General features: G+C 72.1%; 17 protein-coding genes. 10 read left to right on the top strand and 7 right to left on the bottom strand.

Annotated features, from left to right (window positions below; translation table 11 throughout):
* Positions 1-108 precede the first annotated feature (108 nt).
* Positions 109-996, top strand: coding sequence for a hypothetical protein (locus B7R87_RS31930; protein WP_006344837.1), 888 nt, complete (start codon positions 109-111; stop codon positions 994-996).
* A gap of 110 nt (positions 997-1,106) precedes the next feature.
* Here the strand turns inward: B7R87_RS31930 and B7R87_RS31925 are convergent, their stop codons facing one another.
* Complete coding sequence (locus tag B7R87_RS31925; protein WP_130585139.1) at positions 1,107-1,718, bottom strand: TetR/AcrR family transcriptional regulator; 612 nt, start codon at positions 1,716-1,718, stop codon at positions 1,107-1,109.
* Between the two features lie 115 nt (positions 1,719-1,833).
* Between B7R87_RS31925 and B7R87_RS31920 the strand changes: the two genes are divergently transcribed.
* Entirely contained in the window at positions 1,834-5,040 is a 3,207-nt protein-coding gene (locus B7R87_RS31920; protein WP_006344839.1) for a cytochrome P450, read from the top strand.
* A gap of 147 nt (positions 5,041-5,187) precedes the next feature.
* Here the strand turns inward: B7R87_RS31920 and B7R87_RS31915 are convergent, their stop codons facing one another.
* Positions 5,188-6,693, bottom strand: a complete 1,506-nt coding sequence (locus B7R87_RS31915) for an APC family permease (protein ID WP_006344840.1) — start codon at positions 6,691-6,693, stop codon at positions 5,188-5,190.
* Positions 6,694-7,011: 318 nt separating this feature from the next.
* Here B7R87_RS31915 and B7R87_RS31910 point away from each other — a divergent pair, with 318 nt between their 5' ends.
* Complete coding sequence (locus tag B7R87_RS31910) at positions 7,012-7,728, top strand: GntR family transcriptional regulator (protein ID WP_006344841.1); 717 nt, start codon at positions 7,012-7,014, stop codon at positions 7,726-7,728.
* A 69-nt stretch (positions 7,729-7,797) separates the two neighbouring features.
* Positions 7,798-9,003, top strand: coding sequence for an amidohydrolase (locus tag B7R87_RS31905; protein ID WP_006344842.1), 1,206 nt, complete (start codon positions 7,798-7,800; stop codon positions 9,001-9,003).
* 21 nt (positions 9,004-9,024) lie between these two features.
* On the opposite strand, the gene B7R87_RS31900 is transcribed toward B7R87_RS31905, so the two are convergent.
* A complete protein-coding gene (locus B7R87_RS31900) occupies positions 9,025-10,371 on the bottom strand; it encodes a phosphoribosyltransferase family protein (protein ID WP_006344843.1) in 1,347 nt (448 codons plus the stop codon).
* 480 nt (positions 10,372-10,851) lie between these two features.
* On the opposite strand from B7R87_RS31900, the gene B7R87_RS31895 reads away from it, so the two are divergent.
* Positions 10,852-12,282: an SGNH/GDSL hydrolase family protein gene (locus B7R87_RS31895; RefSeq protein ID WP_157997826.1), complete on the top strand. Its 1,431-nt coding sequence runs from the start codon at positions 10,852-10,854 to the stop codon at positions 12,280-12,282.
* 127 nt (positions 12,283-12,409) lie between these two features.
* On the opposite strand, the gene B7R87_RS31890 is transcribed toward B7R87_RS31895, so the two are convergent.
* Entirely contained in the window at positions 12,410-13,693 is a 1,284-nt protein-coding gene (locus B7R87_RS31890; RefSeq protein WP_006344845.1) for a DUF5933 domain-containing protein, read from the bottom strand.
* Between the two features lie 539 nt (positions 13,694-14,232).
* Positions 14,233-14,388 (bottom strand): DUF6131 family protein, encoded by a 156-nt coding sequence (locus B7R87_RS33275; RefSeq protein WP_006344846.1) that lies wholly within the window; start codon positions 14,386-14,388, stop codon positions 14,233-14,235.
* Between the two features lie 245 nt (positions 14,389-14,633).
* Between B7R87_RS33275 and B7R87_RS31885 the strand changes: the two genes are divergently transcribed.
* From B7R87_RS31885 to B7R87_RS31870, 4 genes are all read left to right on the top strand, one after another.
* Entirely contained in the window at positions 14,634-15,236 is a 603-nt protein-coding gene (locus tag B7R87_RS31885; RefSeq protein ID WP_006344847.1) for a cysteine hydrolase family protein, read from the top strand.
* Between the two features lie 7 nt (positions 15,237-15,243).
* On the top strand, positions 15,244-16,158 hold the full coding sequence (locus tag B7R87_RS31880; protein ID WP_006344848.1) for a GlxA family transcriptional regulator: 915 nt from the start codon (positions 15,244-15,246) through the stop codon (positions 16,156-16,158).
* Between the two features lie 80 nt (positions 16,159-16,238).
* Entirely contained in the window at positions 16,239-16,673 is a 435-nt protein-coding gene (locus B7R87_RS31875; protein ID WP_006344849.1) for a DUF6892 domain-containing protein, read from the top strand.
* Positions 16,674-16,931: 258 nt separating this feature from the next.
* A complete protein-coding gene (locus B7R87_RS31870) occupies positions 16,932-17,213 on the top strand; it encodes a hypothetical protein (protein WP_006344850.1) in 282 nt (93 codons plus the stop codon).
* Positions 17,214-17,235: 22 nt separating this feature from the next.
* Here the strand turns inward: B7R87_RS31870 and B7R87_RS31865 are convergent, their stop codons facing one another.
* Positions 17,236-18,006, bottom strand: a complete 771-nt coding sequence (locus tag B7R87_RS31865; RefSeq protein WP_040912840.1) for a methyltransferase domain-containing protein — start codon at positions 18,004-18,006, stop codon at positions 17,236-17,238.
* Positions 18,007-18,320: 314 nt separating this feature from the next.
* On the opposite strand from B7R87_RS31865, the gene B7R87_RS31860 reads away from it, so the two are divergent.
* A complete protein-coding gene (locus tag B7R87_RS31860) occupies positions 18,321-18,998 on the top strand; it encodes a phosphatase PAP2 family protein (protein ID WP_233168981.1) in 678 nt (225 codons plus the stop codon).
* A gap of 7 nt (positions 18,999-19,005) precedes the next feature.
* On the opposite strand, the gene B7R87_RS31855 is transcribed toward B7R87_RS31860, so the two are convergent.
* Entirely contained in the window at positions 19,006-20,331 is a 1,326-nt protein-coding gene (locus B7R87_RS31855) for a glutamate-1-semialdehyde 2,1-aminomutase (protein WP_006344853.1), read from the bottom strand.
* Between the last annotated feature and the right edge of the window lies 1 nt (position 20,332).

The raw sequence follows: 20,332 nt of genomic DNA, 5'->3' as shown, positions 1-20,332 counted from the left end.
CGGCGGGGTGTTATGGTGATCGCGTACCGCATCTCATGGCGGCCTCCCCTCGTACCGATCAACGGAGGCTTTGCTGTGCCCTCTGCGTCTTTCCCTTCCGCACTCCAGGTGCGCCCCTTCCGCCGCGAAGACCGCGATCAGCTGACCGCGCTCGTCAATGCCCATGCGGCCGCGGTCGTGCCCGGCGCCGGCGTCTCGGTGAACACGGTCATCAGCAGTCTGGAGCGCGCCCCCGAGGAGTACGTCACCGACCCGTGGGTGGCCGAGCGGACCACCCTCGTCGTCGAGGACCGGCGGCGGATCGTGGCCGCCGCGCATCTGCTGCGCCACCGCAACGACCCCGACGTCGGTGAGGACTACCGGGACACCGGCCGTATCGAATGGTTCGCCCATATGCCGTCGGACGGGGACGAGGCCGCGCAGCTGCTGGTCTCCGCCTGCCTCGCCCAGCTCGGCCGCTGGCACGTCCGGGCCAGGTTCGCCGACGGACAGCTGCCGGTTCCGGGGGTGTACGGCGTCCCGGACGCCTGGCCGCATGTGCGGTCCGTCCTCGAAGGCGCCGGTTTTGCCCACACCGGGGGCGTCGAGGTGCTGCTGCTCGCCCCGGTGGCCGCACTGCCCGAGCCCGGTCCGGCGCCGCTGCCGGGGCTGACCCTGCACCGGGTGCTGGGCCCGCTCGGCACCCGGCTCAGCGCCCGCGCCGACGGCACCGAGGTGGCGTACGTCGAACTGGACACCCACCTCGACCGGCCCGAGCGGCACGCCCGCCCCGGCGGACTGGCCGATATCGCGGACCTCGAACTGCCGGACGAACCCGTTCCGGGCCTGCCGGAGTGGCTGCTGGGCGAGGCCCGGCGGTGGCTGGAGCTGTGCGGGGTCGACAAACTGCTGACCTACGCCGACCCGGACGACGCCGAGGAGATCGCGCTCCTCACCGGGCTCGGCTTCCACGAGCTGGGCCGCACGGCCCGCGGCTGGACCCACCGGGCCGACTGACCGCCGGCGGTTCGGGGGGCGGGGGCCCGCCCCCCGAACCACGCCGGAACCACCGGCACCTGTCGTCGAGGGCCGCCACCCACCCGGGTGGCGGCCCTCACCCGTGCCCGCTACGGCGCGTCCGGCCCGGAGGCCAGCGCGACCGCCGCCGCGAGCAGCTGGTCCAGGGCACGCCGCGTGCCCGCGTCCGGCTTCGCTCCCTCGATGACGAGGCTCATGCAGAGCCCGTCGAGCCCGTTGATCAGAAAGCGGGCCAGCTCCTCCGGCGGCAGCGCGTAGCTGCGGCCGCTGCGGCGCGCCACGTCCCGCAGGGCCCCGGCGCCCAGCTCGGAGACCTCCTGGTGGTAGCGGACGACCACCTCGCGCAGTTCGGGGGTGCGCATGGAGAGGGCGACCAGTTCCAGCCAGAGCAGATTGAGATCGGGCCGGTCCACGAGATCGGTCCAGATCGTGTCGGCGGTGGCCCGCAGCGCCTCCTCCAGGCTGTCGGCCCGCGCGGCCGCCTGCTGCACCCCGGCGAGCAGATCTGCCGTGAGGGTCTCCAGGACGGCGCGGTAGAGATCGGCCTTGGTGCCGAAGGTGTAGTGCACGGTCGCCTGCGCCACGCCCAGCTCGGCCGCGATCGCCCGGGTGCTGCCCGCGGCGACGCCCTCGCGGGCCATGAGTTCGATGGCCGCGGCGATGAGCTGGGGACGGCGCTCGGCGGCGGATACATGAGCCATACCGGCAACTATAGCGACATAGTCAGCCACCCCAGTCAAGCGACTTTGTCAGGTGACCAAGTCATGCGTATGGTGGATCGGGAAGACCGAGGAGCTCACACCGAGGGGCAGGCAGATGAACCCGACCGCACTCCGTCCGGCCGTACCCGGCGCCACCGTGCCCGAGCGGGCCCGGGTCCCCCTGGTGGGACATGCGCTCAGCGTGCCGACGGACACGTTCATCCAGTACGCGATGCGCGAGGCCCGTGAGCTGGGCCCGCTCTACAACCTGCGCTTCTTCAACGAGGACACCTGGATCGTCTCGGGCGCCGACCTGGTGGCCGAGCTCTGCGACGAAACCCGTTTCCGCAAATCGGTGCTGCAGCTGGAGACGGTCCGCGAGTTCACCGGCGACGGACTGTTCACCGCCTACAACGACGAGCCGAACTGGCGCCGGGCGCACAACATCCTGCTGCCCGCGTTCGCATTCGACGCGCTCAAGTCGTACCACCCGGTCATGACGCGGGTGGCCCGGCGGCTGCTGGCGAAGTGGGACGCGGCCGCGGGCACCCCGGTCGCGGTCGCGGACGATATGACCCGGCTGACCCTGGACACCATCGGGCTCTGCGGCTTCGGCTACGACTTCGGCTGCTTCGAGCGGCGCGACGAGCATCCGTTCATTGCCTCGATGGTCCGGGCGCTGGACCACGCCCAGCGGAAGACCGCATTCCTCCCGGGCCTCGACTTCCTCTACGCCCGCGCCGAGAAGCGGCAGAGGGAGGACGTCGCGCTGATGAACCGGCTCGCCGACGACATCGTGCGGTCCCGCCGCGCGGCGGCGTCGGAGGCGTCCGACGGCTCCGCCCCGGCCGGGGACGATCTGCTGGCGCTGATGCTGGACGCCGTGGACAAGGACACCGGCGAGCGCCTGGACGACACCAATATCCGCTACCAGATGCTCACCTTCCTGATCGCCGGACACGAGACGACCAGCGGTGCGCTCTCCTTCGCCCTCTACTACCTGCTGAAGAACCCGGCCGTGCTGGCCGCCGCGCGGGCCGAGACCGACGCCCTGTGGGGCGCGGACCCGGACCCCGATCCGTCGTACGAGGAGGTGGGCAGGCTGCGGTACATCCGGCAGGTGCTCGACGAGAGCCTGCGGCTGTGGCCGACCGCGCCCGGATTCGCCGTGGAACCGCTGGAGGACACCGTGATCGGCGGCCGGTACCCGGTACGGAAGGGGCAGTCGATGCTGATCCTCACGCCGATGCTGCACCGCGAACCGGGCTGGGGGGCCAATCCGGAGCTGTTCGACCCGGACCGGTTCTCGCCCGAGGCCCTGGAGGCGCGCCCCGGCCATCTCTACAAGCCCTTCGGCAACGGCGAACGGTCCTGCATCGGCCGCCGGTTCGCGCTCCACGAGGCGACCCTGCTGCTCGGTCTGATCGTCCACCGCTACCAGCTCCTCGACCACGCCGACTACGAGCTGCGGGTCAAGGAGACCCTCACTCTCAAGCCCGACGGCTTCACGCTGACCCCCGTACCGCGCGAGCCCGCGGACCGGTCACGCGCGGCGGTGGCCGGGGCCGCCTCCGTACCGCGGCAGCAGGCACCCGGCGGCGGGGCGCTCACCGGGCTGCGCGCGCCGGGGACCACGCTGACCGTGCTGTACGGCTCCAATCTGGGCACGTCCCGGAGCCTGGCCGCCGCTATCGCCGACCGCGGCGCCCGCCACGGCTTCACGACCGCCCTCGCGCCGCTCGACGAGGCCGTGGACGCACTGGACCCGGAGCAGCCCGTGCTGATCGTCGCCTCCTCCTACAACGGGCGGCCCACCGACGACGCCGTCCGCTTCCTGGACTGGCTGCAGGACGGCCCCGAGGGGCTGACGGGACTGCCGTACGCCGTCCTCGGCGCCGGGGACCGCAACTGGTCCGCGACCTATCAGCGCGTCCCGGCCCTCGTCGACGAGCAGCTGCGGGCGGCCGGGGCGCGGCCGCTGGCGGAGCGGGCCGCGGTCGACGTCTCCCTCGATGTGACCGAGGCCGTCGCCGCCTGGCAGGACCGGGTCTTCTCGGTGCTGCTGGAGCGGTACGGGGTCCCCGCCGGCGAGGCCGGGGAGAGCACGCCCGCGGGCCCCCGCCACACGGTCGCGGACGCGCCGCCCACCGCGGAACCGGAGGTCCCCGCGCACGACGGCATGGTCCCGCTGACCGTTGCCGCCACCCGTGAACTCGCCGATCTCACCCACCCGCTGGGCCGTTCGAAGCGCTTCCTCTCCCTGGACCTGCCGACGGGCACGGAGTACCGCACGGGCGACCATCTGCTGATACGGCTCGCCAACCCCGAGGCCGTCGTCGAGCGGACGGCGAAGCTGCTCGGCCTCGACCCGGAGCAGACGGTAGTCCTGGGCGCGGGCCCCGGCGGGCGGACCGCGCTGCCCCTGGACCGGCCGCTGACGGTACGCACGCTGCTCACCCACTTCGTGGAGCTGGACCGGCCCGCGACCGCCCGGCAGGCCGCCGCGCTCGCCGCGCACGCGCCCTGCCCGCCGGAGCGGCAGGCCCTCGAATCCCATGTCCCCGGCAGCGACACCGTTCCGGATCTGCTGGACCGGCACGCTTCGTGCCGCCCCGGCCTGGCCGGATTGCTGGACGTCCTGGAACCGGCGCCGACGCGCTACTACTCGGTCTCCTCCTCCCCCGCCGTGACGCCCCGCCGGGCCGATCTGATGGTCTCCGCCCATCCGGTGCCGCACCGCGAGGGGGAGGGCACCTTCCTCGGCGCGGGCGCCGCGTACACGGCGGCCCTGGAGCCCGGGGCCGTCCTGTACGGCAGGATGTCGCCCTGCCGGGAGGCGTTCCGGCTCCCCGCCGATCCGTCCGTGCCGGTGATCGCGATCGCCGCCGGGACCGGTTTCGCGCCCTTCCGCGGGATGATCGCGGACCGGGTCGCGGCCTCCCCCGCGCCGGGCCGGGCACCAATGCTCTGCTATCTCGGCTGCGACCACCCGGACGTCGACTATCTGCACCGCGGCGAGTTGGAGGCCGCCGAGTCGGCGGGGGCGGTGAGCCTGCGCCCGGCGTTCTCCCGGGCCCCCGAACACGGTGTCCGGTACGTCCAGCACCGGCTGCTCCGCGAGTCCGCGGAGGTGTGGTCCCTGCTCGCGGCGGGTGCCCATGTGCGGGTCTGCGGTGACGGGCGGGCCATGGCGCCGGCCGTCCGGGAGGCCCTGCGCACCATCCGTGCCGATCGCACGGGCGACGGCCCGGAGGAGGCCGCGGCGTGGCTCGACGCGCTGATGGCGGAGGGCCGGTACGTGGAGGACGTCTGGGCGGGCTGAACGGAAACGGCGGTACGGAGGGGCCCTGTCCGTGCAGGGCCCCTCCGTACGTTCCGGGCGCGGTGTTCAACCGCGGACGTTCCCGGCGCGGTGTCAGTCGCGCACGTTCCCGGCGCGGTGTCAGTCGCGGACGTTCCCGGCGCGGTGTCAGTCGCGTTCGACGTCGACTTCGGTCAGTCGGGCGAACCGCGCCGGGTCCAGGCGGCGGATCCGGACCGCGACCGCGATCCCGATGGCGAGCACCACGGGCAGCGGCACCAGCAGGGCCGTGTTGACCGCCCCCGTACGGCCGGTGAGCAGGTCGAAGTGGACGACGGCGAGGACCGCGAGCACGGCGAGCCCGGCGAAGGCCACCAGCGGGGCGACGACGACCCGCCAGACCGACATGCCCTGCCGGTCGCGGCGGAAGAAGAAGACCACGGCCAGTGCGGCGAGGGCCTGCATCACCATGATCCCGAGGACGCCCGTGGAGTTCGACCAGAGGAAGATCTCGCCGTACGGATCGGCGCCGATCAGCGCCCCGCCGACCACGATCACCAGACCGAACACCGTCTGGACGACGACCGCGGCGGCCGGGGACCCCTGCTTCGGCGAGACCCGGGCGAGCCGTCGCGGCAGCAGGCCCTCACGGCCCAGGGCGTAGAGATAGCGGGCCGCCGCGTTGTGGAAGGCGAGGGTGGCGGCGAAGGCGCTGATCACGATCAGGACGTGCATCGAGTCGGCCAGCCAGCGGCCGACGAACTGTTCGGCCGCGGTGAAAGTGAGCTGGGGTCCGTCGGCGGCCCGGGCCATCGAGACCGAGGTGTCGGTCCCGAATCCGCCCATCAGCACCCAGACGCTGAAGGCGTAGAACAGGGCGAGGAAGCCGATGGCGATGAAGGTCGCCCTGGGCACGGTACGCGCCGGGTCCCTCGCCTCCTCGGCGTAGATCGCGGTCGCCTCGAAACCGGTGAACGCCCCGATGACCAGCACGAACATTCCGGCCATTCCCGCGGACGACGCCAGCACGGAGGGGTCGAAGGAGGTGGTGTCGAAGGCCTCGGTGCCCCGGTCGGCGAGGATCCCGACCTCCATCACCAGCAGCACCAGCACCTCCAGGACCAGGGCGATGCCCAGGACCTTGGCGCTGAGCGTCACCCGCAGCCAGCCGAGGACCCCCACACCGAGGACGCAGAGCGTGGCCAGCGGCCACCACGGCACCTCGGCGCCGGTGAGGTCCTCGATGGTCGTCGAGGCGAAGTAGCCGAAACCGGCGGCCACACCGGGTGCGATGAGGTTGTACGAGAGCGTCGCGAGATAGGCGGTGCCGACGCCCAGGGTGCGGCCCAGCCCGCGGGCGACGTACGCGTAGAAGGCACCCGCGTTGCGGACATGACGGCTCATCGCCGTGAATCCGGCGGCGAAGAAGACCAGCAGAATGCCGGAGACCAGATAGCCGAGCGGGGTGGCCGGTCCGCCGATGCCGATGGCGAAGGGGGCGACCCCGGCGAGCACGGTGAGCGGCGCCGCCGCGGCGACCACGAAGAAGACCAGGTCGGAGGTGCCGATCCGGCCCTTGGCGAGACCGTCCGTCCCCTGCGGGGGCGGTGTGGCACCGGAGGCGGGAGCGGCGGCGCCCGGGGACGGGTCGAGGGCGGTGGGCGGTGGGTTCATCGGTGGTTCCTCAACGTGCTGACGGGCCGGTAAGAGCGGCGCTGATACGGCTCCCGGTACGGGTTTCGGGGTGGGTGGGGGGTATGGGCGGGGTACGTCGAGCGGTGGCGGTTCCCCGTCGCCGCGCGGGGCCTGCCGGGCAAGAGTCTGGAAAAGAGCAGCTCACACGGCTGGAACCCAGCGCGGCGCTCAAGTTATCTGGTATACCGAATACCAATCAAGAGGTCGCGGAAGCTTTTCCCGAGTCTGCGATGATCATGCGACGACAACACCGGAAGGGACCGGTCCACCACCGGCCCGGAGGCGAGGGAGCCAGCCATGAGCAGCAGCCGGACCACCGGCCTTCCCGCCCGTGACTCCATCGGCGGGGCACACCTCTCCCTGGGCGACCAGGTGTATCTGGAGGTGCGGGAGCGGATCATCGACGGCCGCTGCCCGTCGGGGCACCGGGTCGTGGAACGGGAGCTGGCGGACGAGCTGGGGGTCTCCCGGATCCCCGTGCGCGAAGCCCTCCAGCGGCTGGAGGCGGAGGGGTTCATCACCGTCCGGGCCCGCCGGGGGGCGTTCGTCGCGCCGCTCGGCCCGGCGGAGGCGGCGGACTTCTTCGATATCCGGGAGCGGCTGGAGGCGCTGGCGGCTTCACTGGCGGCCGCGCGGGCCGACGCCGAGGGGCTGCGGACGCTGGAGAAGCTCCTCGAACGCGCCCGGCGCGCCGCGGGCTCCGCCCGCCGTAACCGTGAACTGGTCTCCATCCACGCCGACTTCCACCAGCAGATCGTGGTCATGGCGGGCAATCCGCTGCTGCTGGACCTGATGGCCCCGCTGGACGGCAGGCTCCGCAGGCTGTTCAGCCTGACCACCGAGCCCGCGGACGGCGTGGCGATGTGCGGGGAGCACGAGCGGCTCTACGCGGCCATCCGCGACGGCGATCCGGCCGCGGCGGAGCGGATCGCCCGGGCGCACGTCTCCGGAACGCGCGAGGCAGCGCTGCGCCTGCTCGCCGCTTCGGCGGCGGCGGACGCACCCGCCGACTGACACCCCGCCCCGGCCGGCCCCGCCCAGCCGTCCGTCGACCCCACGAGTTCCGAAGGAGTACGCAGGCCCATGGCCCCGCACACCCCCGTTCTGTTCACCTCCGTCCGCACCGCCGACGGCCGGACCGCCGATCTGCTGACCGCAGGCGGACGGATCGCCGCCTGGGATCCACCGGCGGGCCCGGCGGGCCCGCTCCGGGGGTGCGTCACCGTCGACGCGGGTGGTGCGCTGGCGCTGCCGTCGCCGGTGGACGCGCATATCCACCCCGACAAGACGACCTGGGGCGGCCCCTGGCTGACCCGGGAGCCCGCGCACTCGCTGCGCGATCTCATCGACGGGGACGTGCGCTCCCGCTCCCGGATCCCGGGCTCGGCCGCGGAGCGCTCGGGCGCCCTGATGGACAACGCGGTCGCCCACGGCACCCGGGCCATGCGCGCCCATGTCGACGTCGCCCCGGTGTACGGACTGTCCTCGGTCCACGGGGTGCGCGAGGCCGCCGACGCCCGCAAGGACCTCCTCGACGTGCAGATCGTCGCCTTCCCCCAGCTCGGTCTGATCAGTGCGCCCGGCACCACGGAACTGCTGGTCCGGGCCCTGTCCGAGGGGGCGGACATCCTCGGCGGGCTCGACCCGCTCGGCGTCGACGGGGATCTCGACGGGCAGCTCGGCTTCCTCTTCGGCACCGCCGTACGGGAGAACGTCCCCCTCGACATCCACCTCCACGACGGCAACCCCGACGGGGTGCGCCAGCTGACGGAGATCGCCCGGCGGACGGTCGACGCGGGACTGGAGGGACGGGTGACGGTCAGCCACGCGTTCTGCGTCGCGGATCTTGCCGGGGAGGAACTGGCCGCCACGGCCCGGCTGCTCGCCGACGCCGGGGTCGCCCTCACGACCTGCGCGCTGGGCGCCGATCCGGTCCTGCCGACGGGGCCGCTCACCGGTCACGGGGTGCTGGTCGCGGCCGGTTCGGACGGGGTGCGCGACGCATGGTCGCCCTTCGGCGACGGCAATATGGTCAACCGCGCGCATCTGCTCGCGTACCGTACCGACGCCCGTACCGACGCCGAACTCACCGCCTGCTACGACGTGGTGGCCCAGGGCGGTGCCGCGCTCCTCGGTCTGGAGCCGTCCCGGCTCGCGGTCGGGGATCCGGCGGACTTCGTCCTGGTGGCCGCGGGTTCGGTGCCCGAGGCCGTGGTGGACCGGCCGGTGCCCCGGCTGGTGGTCCGCGGCGGCCGGGTGATCGCCCGGGACGGGCGGCTGGTGGACTGACGCGGACGGCAGGCCCGCCCGTCAGGCGGCGGCTGCCGTGAAGTGGGTGGTGAACCAGCGGGCGGCCGCGTCGGTGACCTGTTCCAGGGTGCCCGGCTCCTCGAAGAGGTGTCCGGCGCCGTCGACGACCAGCAGTTCGCTCTCGGTACGGAGTTCGGCGCGGGCCCGGCGGTTCGCCTCCAGCACCCACGAGTCCGCGCCGCCCACGACGAACAGGGTGGGAGCCGTCACCGCCGGGAGCCGGTCCGCGGCGAGATCGGGGCGGCCGCCGCGGGAGACGACGGCGGCACAGCGGTTGCCCGGTTCGGCCGCGGCCCACAGCGCGGCCGCTGCCCCGGTGCTGGCCCCGAAGTAACCGAAGGGAAGCCCGGCTGGCCCGGGAGCGCCGGTGAGCCTGCGGGTGGCGTCGGTGAGGCGCCCGGCCAGCAGCGGGGTGTCGAAGACGTTTCCCCGGTCGGCGGCCTCCGCGTCGGTGAGGAGATCGAAGAGCAGGGTGCCGAGTCCGGCCCTGTTCAGCCCGGCGGCCACACGGCGGTTGCGCGGGCTGTGCCTGCTGCTGCCGCTGCCGTGGGCGAAGAGGACGATGCCCGTCGCACCGGGCGGCACCGCGAGGACACCGGCCAGCACTCCGGCTCCGGACGGGATCACCACCTCGGTGCCCTCGCCGTCCGCCGCCCCTGCGGCCTCGGCCCGGATCCGGCGCGCGGCGCGGGCCAGACAGTCGACGACCTCGGCGTCCTCGGTCTGGGCGAAGTCGGTGTAGAACTGGCCCACCGCGCTGAAGCCCGGCGGGGTCAGCGGACAGACCAGTTCGTCCGCCTCGTCCCCGAGCAGATCCGTCCAGTTCGCGGGCGCGACGGGGACGGCGAGCACCAGCCGGGCCGCGCCCCTGGCCCGGGCGATCCGGCAGGCGGCCCGGGCCGTGGAGCCGGTGGCCACCCCGTCGTCGACCACGACCACCGTCCGTCCGGTGAGCGGCTCGGGGGCGCGTTCGCCGCGGTAGAGCCGGGCCCGCTCCTCCAGTACGGCACGTTCGTACGCCTCGACCGCCGCCAGTTCGTCGTCGCTGATCCCGCCCATGCGGACCACCCGGTCGTTGACGACCCGGACACCGTCCTCCCCCACAGCGCCCATGCCCAGCTCCGGCTGGAAGGGGACGCCGAGCTTCCGCACGAGGCAGACGTCCAGCGGTGCGCGGAGCGCCTCGGCGACCGGGGCAGCGACCGGGATGCCACCGCGGGGCAGCCCGAGGACCACGAGCGGAGGTCCGGCGAACCGGCCCAGTCGCTCCGCGAGGCGCCGACCGGCGTCCCGGCGGTCCGTGTAATGGTCCGGGTAGGGCTCCGGGTACGTACGGTGATCGGTCATGGTCCCGCTCCTTCGTACCGTCGGGGACCAGCAGCGGAGGCGGCCGGAGCGGCTCGCGTCGCGGAATTGGAGAACCGCTCTGTGATCAGTGTGACTCGCCGCCCGGGGCCGGTGCCAGATGTGCTGCGCTCAGCGCGGGGAGCAGGCGGGCAGCGGAAACGGTCCGGCCGAGCCGGTACGGACGGGCAGGTACGAGGTCCGCAGGTACGGGCCCGGCGGGTCCGCCCGCGGTCGGGCGCGGCAACAACGGCGTGTCCTACCCAGCCGTACGCGGTCGTGCGCCGGGCGCTGTACCGGCCGTTGGGCGCGCACGCCGGTCCGCGACGGGCGGCTGCGCCCTGCGGTGCCGATCTCCCCGACTCTGTTACCGGTTCGCCAAATCCGGCGGACACCTCACGGACATGGCGACGGGATGCTCTACCTGTTTCCGACCATTTCCGATGTGCTCCGGCGCACAGCCGGACACAGGGGGGAAAATCTATGAAAATCCGTCATGGAGCGGCCTGGTTCGGGTCCGCTCTGCTGATCGCCGCGGCGGCCGTGCCCGCCGGCGCGGCGGGGCGGGCCGACAGCGCCCGCCCGGCGGCCGAGACCACGGCCGCACCCTCCACCAGTCCCACCGTGAAGGCGGAGGCACCGGCCGCGCCGGACCGCCGTGCCGCCGCGCCACCGGTCACCGGCGGCGGCCCGCAGACCATCACGTTCTCGGAATTCCCCGTCGGGACACCGATGGGGAACCAGTACCATCTGCGCGGTATCGCCTTCAGTGGCGCCGGCGGGGGCGGTACTCCCTTCATCAGCAATGACGCGGCGAACCCGGGCGCGCCCGTGCTCTCCGGAACCCCGCAGTTCCAGGGCGCGATCCAGGGCCAGTTCATCAAGCCCGGCGGCAAGCCCAGGACCGTCGGACAGTTCGGGCTGACCGTCGGCTACATCAACGAACCGAACTCGGTCGTCGTGACCGCGCACGACCTCCAGGGCAAGGAGATCGCCCGGAAGTCCGTGGACCGGACCGGGATCGTGCCGGTCGTCCTGAAGGTCAAGGGCATCGCGTCGTTCCGGGTCCAGCCGACGGCGGGCGAGCCGGCCGGATTCGCCATCGACAACGTCAGCTACTTCCAGCCCGAGGTGCTGGTGGGCCTCGGTGACTCGTACTCCTCGGGCGAGGCCAACCCGCCGTACGTCAAGGGCACCGAGGTGAAGACCGGCAACGGCTGCCACCGCAGCCTCAACGCCTGGCCGGTGCGGCTCGCCAAGGGCAACAAGGTCGTGAAGCGCGCCAAGCACTACGCCTGCTCGGGAGCCCTGACCGGCGCCCTGTACGGGAAGTTCAAAACGGAGGAAGCCCAGCTCAAGATGGTGGGCAAACTGACGGGCAACGACGAGCCCGGCGTGGTCACCATCAGCATGGGCGGCAATGACCTCGGCTTCGCCGAGGTGATCGAAGCCTGTGTGAAGCCCTGGCAGAAGTGCCTCGGCGACCAGGGCGCGGTGGCCGCGGCGAAGCAGCGGCTCCCGGTGCTCTCCGCCCGGCTGAAGGGCCACTACGAGGCGGTCCAGAAGGCGGCGCCCAATGCGACCGTGCTCGTGGTCGGGTACCCGAGGCTCTTCCCGGAGACCGAGAAGGAGGAGGACTGCTCCTGGCTCAGCGAGGCGGAGCGGGTCGAGCTGAACGCGCTCGGCGCCCAGGTGAACAGCGTCCTCGCCGCCCGGGCCACCGAGGCCGGAGTGCATTTCGTCGACGTCCAGAACTCGACCGACAACCATGAGATCTGCACGGACAACGTTTCGTGGTTCTGGGGCATCGCACGGGGCGACCAGCAGGAGGCGCACCCGGTCCTGGAGGGCCAGAAGGCCATCGAGGCCACGGTCCGCGCCTACCTCGACAAGCTGGCGGCGCCCACCGCCTGACCTGCGGGCCCTTCCCCTGATCCGATCCGCGGCACACCGCACCGACCGGCGGTGGACCGCGCCCGCACGGAGAAGAGTGCCCCCGGTCCGGCGGATCCGCCGGACCGGGGGCACTGCGCGCCTCGGCTCAGACCAGTTCGGGTTCCGGTGCCCGTTCGGTCGTCTGCTTCGCCGGCTCGGCGGCCGGCGTCGCCCACCGCCGCGTGGTGCGGACATAGGCGTAGATCACGGAGACCATCGCCAGGATGAGCAGCGGTCCGAACAGCCACGGGTAGTCGGCCATCGGCATCGACAGGAACCGGTAGGAGACCAGGAACGCGACGAAGACCGCCGTACCGTATCCGACGAACAGGGTCGCGGACCGGTCCCAGCCGCGGTCGAAGCCGCGCAGTCCGGCCTCGATGGTGAGGGTGAACACCACTCCGGCGACGAGGTCGAGGCCGTAGTGGTAGCCGAATCCCAGCGTCGCGGCGAGCGTGAAGATCAGCCAGAACGTACCCGCGTACCGCAGCAGGCGCGGGCTGTTCCGGGTGTGGATGTAGATCACGGTGGCCCAGGCGGTGTGCAGGCTGGGCATGCAGTTGCGCGGGGTGATCTCGTCGAACGGCATCCACTGCGGGGTGGTGATCGACGGCTGGGCGTCCGGCCAGACACTGGCCAGGGCCCAGGATCCGCCGTCCGCCCCGAAGGCGTAGACCGGGCCGACCACCGGGAAGATCATGTAGATGCCGGGTCCGAGCAGGCCGACGACCAGGAAGGTGCGCACCAGGTGGTGGGTCGGGAAACGGCGCTCGGTCGCCACGTTGCGGAGCTGGTACAGGGCGGCGACGACCGCGGCGACCGCGAGCTGGACGTAGACCCAGTCGAGGAAGCCCGCACCGACGGATCCGGTGGCCTCGACCATCCGGCCGACCACCCATGAGGGGCTGCCCAGCGCCTGGTCGGCGACGACCAGATACTGGTCGAGCACCTCCGGGCGCGTCTTGAAGGTGATCAGCAGCCAGGCGTCACCGGTCTTCCGCCCGGCCACCAGCAGCAGGCCCAGACCGACGCCCTTCAGCAGCAGGATCCGCTCCGGTCCGGTACGGCGCAGGAGCGCGAAGACCGCGACGCCCAGGATCACCCACAGGGCGCCGTTGCCGTAGCCCTGCTCCGCACCGAGCGGCCACCGCACCAGGGCGAAGACGAGGTCGATACCGACCGCGGTTCCGAACGCGATGAATCGCTGCCGCCAGGTGAGGACCACCATCATCAGCGCCATGCTGGCGTAGAGCAGCGGTCCCGAGGCGGGGGCGAAGACCGCCTCGCGCGCCTGGGTGGTGATCGGTCCCGGCGCGTCGAAGTTCCGCGCGGCGATCTCCAGTGCGACGAGGAAGCCGAGGGCCACCACCGCCACCGCGGTCCACAGCACCGCCCGTGGCCTGCGCCACGGGCGGGACCCGTTTCCGTCTTCTGCTCGCGAAGACGCCTGAGAGGTTATTCGTATCAAGTCTCTAGCCGATTTGTTCGATTTTGACGGAACAGGTCACCTTTCGCTCCGAATAGGCATGCTTTCCGATGGCGAACGGGTGAACAGGGCGACCTTTGTAAGGTCGATCATGTTATCGAAGTACTGGAGTGCGTTCCGCTGGTCAAGAGTGGTTCTCGACACCTTCGGTTCCAGGGCCGGGCGGCCCGGCGGCGGCGAACCGCGGGCCGGGCCCGTACCGGGCCCTCCCGACGGGCGCGCGCGCACGCCGGAAACGGCCGCCGAAGGCGAGACAGGTCACCGGGTCCGAGGCCGTGAACAGACGTACGGTACGGGCTCCCGGGGCTCGCGGGTAGAGGCGCGGACCGCGCCGCCCTCCGGAATGTCCGGATCCCCGCGTCCGCCGGGGGACACGGGGATCCGGCACGGCGGGCGCCGGGCGCCCGTCGTATGCGCCGCGCGGGGCGCCGTGAAGAGGTCCGCTACCAGTAGTGCCGACGGCCGCCCACCGCGTGCCCCAGGGCGCCGAGCACCCAGAGCACGATGCCGATGGCGATGAGCACGATCCCGATGGTCCAGAGGATGTTCAGACTCGTAATCAGCCCGATGATCAGTAGAATGAGCCCCAGAATGATCATGGTCGCTCCTTGTGGTGTCCCCCTCAAAGCAACGATAGACCCGAATGGGTGAGGGGACCGCCGCAAGGCAGCGGAGTAAGGGCACCGGCGGCACGGCACCCGGAAGCCTGACGGCAACCGGCCCCGACGGCTCGCCGGACCGGAAACCCCGGAAGCGGCCGGGTCCGGCCCCTGACCGGATCGGTCCGCACCCGGACCCGATGGGGCCTGTCCCCGCCCCGGGGGGAACGGCCAGGCTGAACGGCATGACCCGAGCACTGATCGTCATCGACGTCCAGGAATCCTTCCGCGCCCGGCCGCTGTGGAAGACCATCTCCGATCCGCGGATCGCGGACCGGGTGGACCGGCTGGTGCGGCTCGCCCGGGCGGCCGGGGACCTGGTCGTGTGGGTGCTGCACTCGGAGCCCGGCAGCGGCGGCGTCTTCGACCCGGCGAGCGGTCAGGTCCGGCTGATGGCCGAACTGGAGCGCCGGGACGACGAGCCCCTGATCCACAAGACCTCCCACAACGCCTTCACCACCACCAACCTCCAGCAGGTCCTCACCGGGCACGGCGTCCGTGAGATCACCGTCTGCGGTATCCGCACCGAACAGTGCGTGGAGACCACCGCCCGGGTCGCGAGCGACCTCGGCTACCGGGTCGTCTTCGCGATCGACGCCACCGCCACCAACCCCGTCGCCCACCGGGACGCCCCCGCCGACCTGGGCGTCGACGAGCTGCTCTCCGACCCCCGTACCCTGAGCGCCGAAGAGGTCATCCGGCGGACCGAGTACGCCCTCGCCGGACGCTTCGCCACCATCGCCACCGTCGCGGAACTGGAAGAGGCCGCCCTGCAGGGGGCACGATGACCGGATCGTGAACCACATCGTCTTCTTCCTGGTGCCCGGACTCCATCTGCTGGACCTGGCGGGTCCCGCCCAGGTCTTCTCCACGGCAGCCGATTCCGGGTACCCCTACGAACTGAGCTACGTCGCCGAACGCACGACGGTCCCCACCGCCCAGGGACTGCCGCTGACGGCCCGGCTCGACCCGCCGGAACTCGGTCCGCGGGACCTGATCGTGGTGCCCGGCTGGCGGTGCCGCACCCTGGCCGCGAGCCCCGCCGTCGGCCAGGACACCCTGCGGCTGCTGCGGGACCACCACGACCGCGGCGGAACCGTGGCCGGAGTCTGCGCCGGGGCCGACCTCCTGGGCCGGGCCGGACTGCTCGACGGCCGGCGCTGCACCACCCACCACGACGTGCAGGACGAACTCGCCCGCCGCTACCCGAAGGCGACCGTCGTCCGCGACACCCTCTTCACCACCGACGACCGCGTGGTCACCTCGGCGGGCGTGGCCAGCGGCATCGACCTCGCCCTGCATCTCCTCGCCGGCCGGCACGGCCCCACCGCCGCCGCCCACGTCGCCCAGGACATGGTCGTCTACGCACGGCGCAACGGCGGCGAGCCGCAGGCCAGCGCCATGCTCCGCTACCGGTCCCACCTCGACGACACCGTCCACCGCGCCCAGGACCTCCTGGACGCCCGCTTCGACCGGCCCATGCCGCTGCCCGCCCTCGCAACGGCGGTCGGTGTCAGCGAACGCACCCTCACCCGTCTCTTCACCCGCGCCACCGGCGGCCTCACCCCGCTCCGCTACCAGCAGGCCCTCCGGCTGGAGCGCGCCGAATACCTGATCGGCCACGGCACCACGGTCGACGCCGCGGCCCGTGCCGTCGGCTTCGAGGACCCGCGCATGCTGCGCCGTCTGCGGGCGCGCGACACCCGGTGAGCGCGGCAGCCGGTACGGGGAGGAACCGCGGCCCGTCCTCCCGCTTCAAGGGCCCTTCCCGTACGTGATACTCCTGCCGCATGGCCGAATTCCACGACTTCAACTTCAAACTCGTCGTCGTCGACGAGCTCATGTACCGGCGGAAGACCCTCACCCCTGCCTTCGATCTCGACGAGCGCATGCAGGCGCGGGGAATCGACATCCCCGCGGTGTACGTCCTGGAGAACGAGCTCGACGAGGACGTCCTCGACGAGTCACGTGCCTACTTCGAGGCGCTGGAGATCAGCGAGGAGCTGCTCGCCGGGGTCGATTCGCTCTGCTTCGACGCCGGTCTGGAGATCTACCGGCACTGCGCACCGGCCTGGGACGGCGAGGACGGACTCTTCGACGTCCGCTCCCTGGACGACCTCGCCCTGCTGCCCGGTCTGAAGCGGGTCGTGGCCGTGGACGACGGCACCCTGGCCGCACCGGGCAAATGGGAGATACTCGCCGCCCGCGGAATCAGCGGAAGGTGAGGGGGCACTGTGACAACGGCACAGGAGCAGGGCGGGGAGCTGCGGTGCGCCCACTGCGGGCGGGGCCTCGTATGCGGCCGGCCGGCGGCGGGCGGACCACCGTGCCCCGGGCAGTTCCACCGCGACAGCGGAGAGATCCTCTGCTTTCCCGAGCGGAGCGCGGACGGCCCGCGGGCCCGGCCGGTGCACGACTGCACCTGCCGGGCCCCCGAACTCGCACCCGTCGTAACGGAGGTGGCTCCTCCGCTCCCTCCCGGGTTGGACAGCACCGCCGCGGCGCTCCCGAAAGCGCCCATGAGCCGCAAGGAGTATCTGGCCGGGATCGGCAAGGCCGTTCTCGGCACGGACGCGCGGGGACCGGAACCGGACGTCGTCGTCCTGCCGAACGGCGCGGGAGTATGCGTCGTGCAGCCGGTCCGCGGTGGCGGCAAGGTCTATGTGGCCCATGACGAGACCGTATTGTTCGTCCCCTCCTCCATGGATTTCGCCACCGGGCTCGCCGCCTTCCTCGACGGTGCCCGCACCCCGCGGAAGTCCTGAACAGTGCCGAAGTCCGCGCGGGTCATTTCTCCTTGACGAAGACGAGCACCTCCGTGGAAGCGACGCCCATGGGTGCCACGAAGCTCGCTTCCAGGGTGCAGCCGAAGGTCGCGAAGAGGTCCACGCAGGTCCCCCGGGGCATGGCTGCCGGATAGGAGTCGTGCCCCGGGCCGCCCTCCGTCGCCCAGGTACGGACCGTGGCCGGATCCAGACAGGTCTCCGTCATCACATCGAAGACGATCCGGCCACCGGGGCGCACCACTCGTGCCATCTCGAAGAAATAGCGGGCGGCGCAGAGAAAAGTGACGGTGTTGAAGACCTTATGGGCCTGGACGAGGTCGATACTGCCGTCGGGTGTCGGGGCGAGGCTGGACCCTGCGGTCGGCCGGGCGATCACACCGAAGGTTTCCACCAGATAGCCGGCCCAGGGCGCCGCCGTTTCGTAGATCTCGTACCGCTCCGGTGAACACTCCTTCAGTGTCTTCTCCAGATACCGTCCGGATCCGGGGCCGATCTCCAGTACCGTTTCGGGCTTCGCGGCGTAGACGCCGAGTGTGCGCAGTTGGTCAATGGTGGACTGGGTGGCGCCCGGCGTGCCGTTCATGACCGCGTCGATATGGTCGCCGACCGACAGACCGGCCGCCTTCGCAGCCCTCATCGTCGCCTCGAACGGAATGAAGTCGTCTACGCCACCGCGGTTGTTGGTGCTGCGTACGATGTCGAATCCCGTACGTCCTAAAAGCCGCTTGACCCCCGACTTCAAAACCGATGTCCCCCTGGTTGCTGCATTCATTTTCCGGACCCCCCAGGTCGTGTAAAGCGTCGGTTTCAGCATAGGATCGCGGACGCAGCCGCGCAGCGGGACGGTGAATTCGCTCCGCGGTTCTGAACGGACCGGCGAGCCGCGGCCGAAGAATCGGGCCGCTCCCCCGCCGGGCCCCTTCGGGATATGACGAGAGGTGGGGCTCGTTGACAGGGAATCGGCAGAGGCCGCGGACCGTGCCGGGTGACGGGGCCGGACGGCGTCCCGTGGAGCCGGACCGCCGCAGCGGACCCGGCGAAGGCAGCCGACCACCCATCCGACCGACCGGCCGACCGGCGCCCGCGGTGCCGCCGCCGCTGCGTACGGCGCTCGGTCCGGTCGCCGCCTTCGGCGCGTGGCTGGTCGCCGTGCTCGGGTTCCTGTACGCCGACCGCGACCGGCCCGGCGCGATCGACGAGCGGATCGTGTCGGCGGTCGGCGGTGTGCGGCCGCCGTGGCGGTACGCCGCCCTGGCCGTGGACTTCCTCGCGGAGCCGGCCGGAGCGGCGATCCTGGTCGTGGCCGCCGTGACGGGCTGTCTGCTGCTGCGGCATCTGCGCGCGGCGGTGCTCCTCGTCGTCGGCACGGCTCTGACCGTGGCGACGACCAAGCTGCTCAAGCCCCTGGTGGGACGCACCATCAACGGCGAGTTCCTCTCCTATCCGAGCGGGCACACGGCCTTCCTCACGGCCTTCGCCGTCATGGTGGCGCTGCTCGCGGCGGGCCGGTTCGGCCTGGGCAGGACGGCCGGGACCCTGCTGGTGCTCGCCGCGGCGCTGGTCGCCGGTGCCGCCATGGGCTGGGCCCAGGTCGCTCTGAACGCGCACTATCCGACCGACACCCTCGGCGGCTGGGGCACCGCGCTGGCGGTGATACCGGCGACCGCATGGCTGGTGGACCGGTTCGCCGGTACCGAGCGCGGTGTCATGGCCGCCGAAGTCACCGGCGGCCCTGACCCTGCGGGCCGCCGGGAGCAGCGCTGACGTACCGTCATGACCGGCGGCGGAACACGGGCTTCACCGCCCGGCCACCCAGCCACGGTGTGGGGTCGGCGGCGTCCAGGGCCTTGCGGTAGACGGCGCAGGCCTGGGCCACCGCGTCGACGGTACGGTCGATATCGGTGTCGGTGAGCGCGCTGCTCACCACGAACGAGGGGGCGAGCACCCCGCCCGCGAGCAGTCGGCGCAGAAACAGCGTGCGGTACTCCTGCGACGGCTGCCGGTTCTCGTCGAGGGTGGCGAAGACCAGATTGCTGGCCCGGCCGCGTACGACGATGTGGTCGCCGACCCCCATGCCTGCCGCGGCGGCGCGGACACCGGCCGCGAGCCGTTCACCGATGGCGTGCAGCCGTGCGGTGATGCCCTCCTCGGTGTAGGTGGTGAGGACGGCCGTCGCGGCGGCCAGCGAGTGCGTTTCCGCGCCGTGCGTGGTGGACAGCAGGAACACCCGGTCGGCGGTGTGGCGCAGCCCGCCCAACTCCATCAGGTCGCGGCGCCCGGCGAGCGCGGAGACGGCGAACCCGTTGCCCAGGGCCTTGCCGAAGGTGGAGAGGTCGGGGACGACGCCGTACAGGCCCTGGGCTCCGGCCTCGGACCAGCGAAGGCCGGTGATCATCTCGTCGAAGACCAGGAGACAGCCGTGCCGGTCGGCCAGTTCGCGAAGCCCGGCGAGGTATCCGGGCGGGGGTTCGGTGTGGGTGGCGGGTTCGAGGATCAGACAGGCCACCTCGCCCCGGTGGCGGGTGAGCAGTTCCTCGGTGGCGGCCAGATCGCCGTAGGGGAACGTCAGGGTGAGGTCGGTGATCGCCGCGGGGATGCCTGCGGACATGGGGGTGGTGCCGATGAACCAGTCGTCGGTGGAGTAGAAGGGGTGGTCGCCGCAGATGGCCACCCGCGGGCGCCCGGTGGCGGCGCGGGCGAGGCGTACGGCGGCGGTGGTGACGTCGGAGCCGTTCTTCGCGAACTTCACCATGTCGGCGGTCGGCACGGTGGCCAGGAATCGTTCCGCGGCCTCGACCTCCAGGACGGACGGCCGGACGAAGTTGCTGCCGCGGTCGATTTCCCGCCGCGCGGCTTCGACCACGCGGGGGTGTGCGTGGCCGAGGCTGACCGACCGCAGGCCGGAGCCGTATTCGAGGTAGCGGTTGCCGTCGACGTCCCAGACGTGGGCGCCGCGGCCGTGGCTGATGACCGGGGCCAGGTTCTCGGGGTACTGGTCGTCGCCCTTGGCGTAGGTGTGGGCGCCCCCGGGGATCAGGGCGTGCAGCCGCTCGTTCGCCTGCTGCGACCGGGGCAGCCGGAATTCTTCGGTGTCCACG

The organism is Streptomyces tsukubensis, from assembly GCF_003932715.1.
Lineage (GTDB): Bacteria > Actinomycetota > Actinomycetes > Streptomycetales > Streptomycetaceae > Streptomyces > Streptomyces tsukubensis.
Note: the sequence above shows the minus strand (reverse complement) of the source record. Positions and strands in the feature narration are given on the sequence as shown.

Bases quoted from the DNA above. Each gene is read 5' to 3' on its own strand.
- B7R87_RS31925 (WP_130585139.1), bottom strand. From the start codon at position 1,718: ATGGCTCATGTATCCGCCGCCGAGCGCCGTCCCCAGCTCATCGCCGCG.
- B7R87_RS31920 (WP_006344839.1), top strand. From the start codon at position 1,834: ATGAACCCGACCGCACTCCGTCCGGCCGTACCCGGCGCCACCGTGCCC.
- B7R87_RS31915 (WP_006344840.1), bottom strand. From the start codon at position 6,693: ATGAACCCACCGCCCACCGCCCTCGACCCGTCCCCGGGCGCCGCCGCT.
- B7R87_RS31910 (WP_006344841.1), top strand. From the start codon at position 7,012: ATGAGCAGCAGCCGGACCACCGGCCTTCCCGCCCGTGACTCCATCGGC.
- B7R87_RS31905 (WP_006344842.1), top strand. From the start codon at position 7,798: ATGGCCCCGCACACCCCCGTTCTGTTCACCTCCGTCCGCACCGCCGAC.
- B7R87_RS31900 (WP_006344843.1), bottom strand. From the start codon at position 10,371: ATGACCGATCACCGTACGTACCCGGAGCCCTACCCGGACCATTACACG.
- B7R87_RS31895 (WP_157997826.1), top strand. From the start codon at position 10,852: ATGAAAATCCGTCATGGAGCGGCCTGGTTCGGGTCCGCTCTGCTGATC.
- B7R87_RS33275 (WP_006344846.1), bottom strand. From the start codon at position 14,388: ATGATCATTCTGGGGCTCATTCTACTGATCATCGGGCTGATTACGAGT.
- B7R87_RS31885 (WP_006344847.1), top strand. From the start codon at position 14,634: ATGACCCGAGCACTGATCGTCATCGACGTCCAGGAATCCTTCCGCGCC.
- B7R87_RS31875 (WP_006344849.1), top strand. From the start codon at position 16,239: ATGGCCGAATTCCACGACTTCAACTTCAAACTCGTCGTCGTCGACGAG.
- B7R87_RS31865 (WP_040912840.1), bottom strand. From the start codon at position 18,006: ATGAATGCAGCAACCAGGGGGACATCGGTTTTGAAGTCGGGGGTCAAG.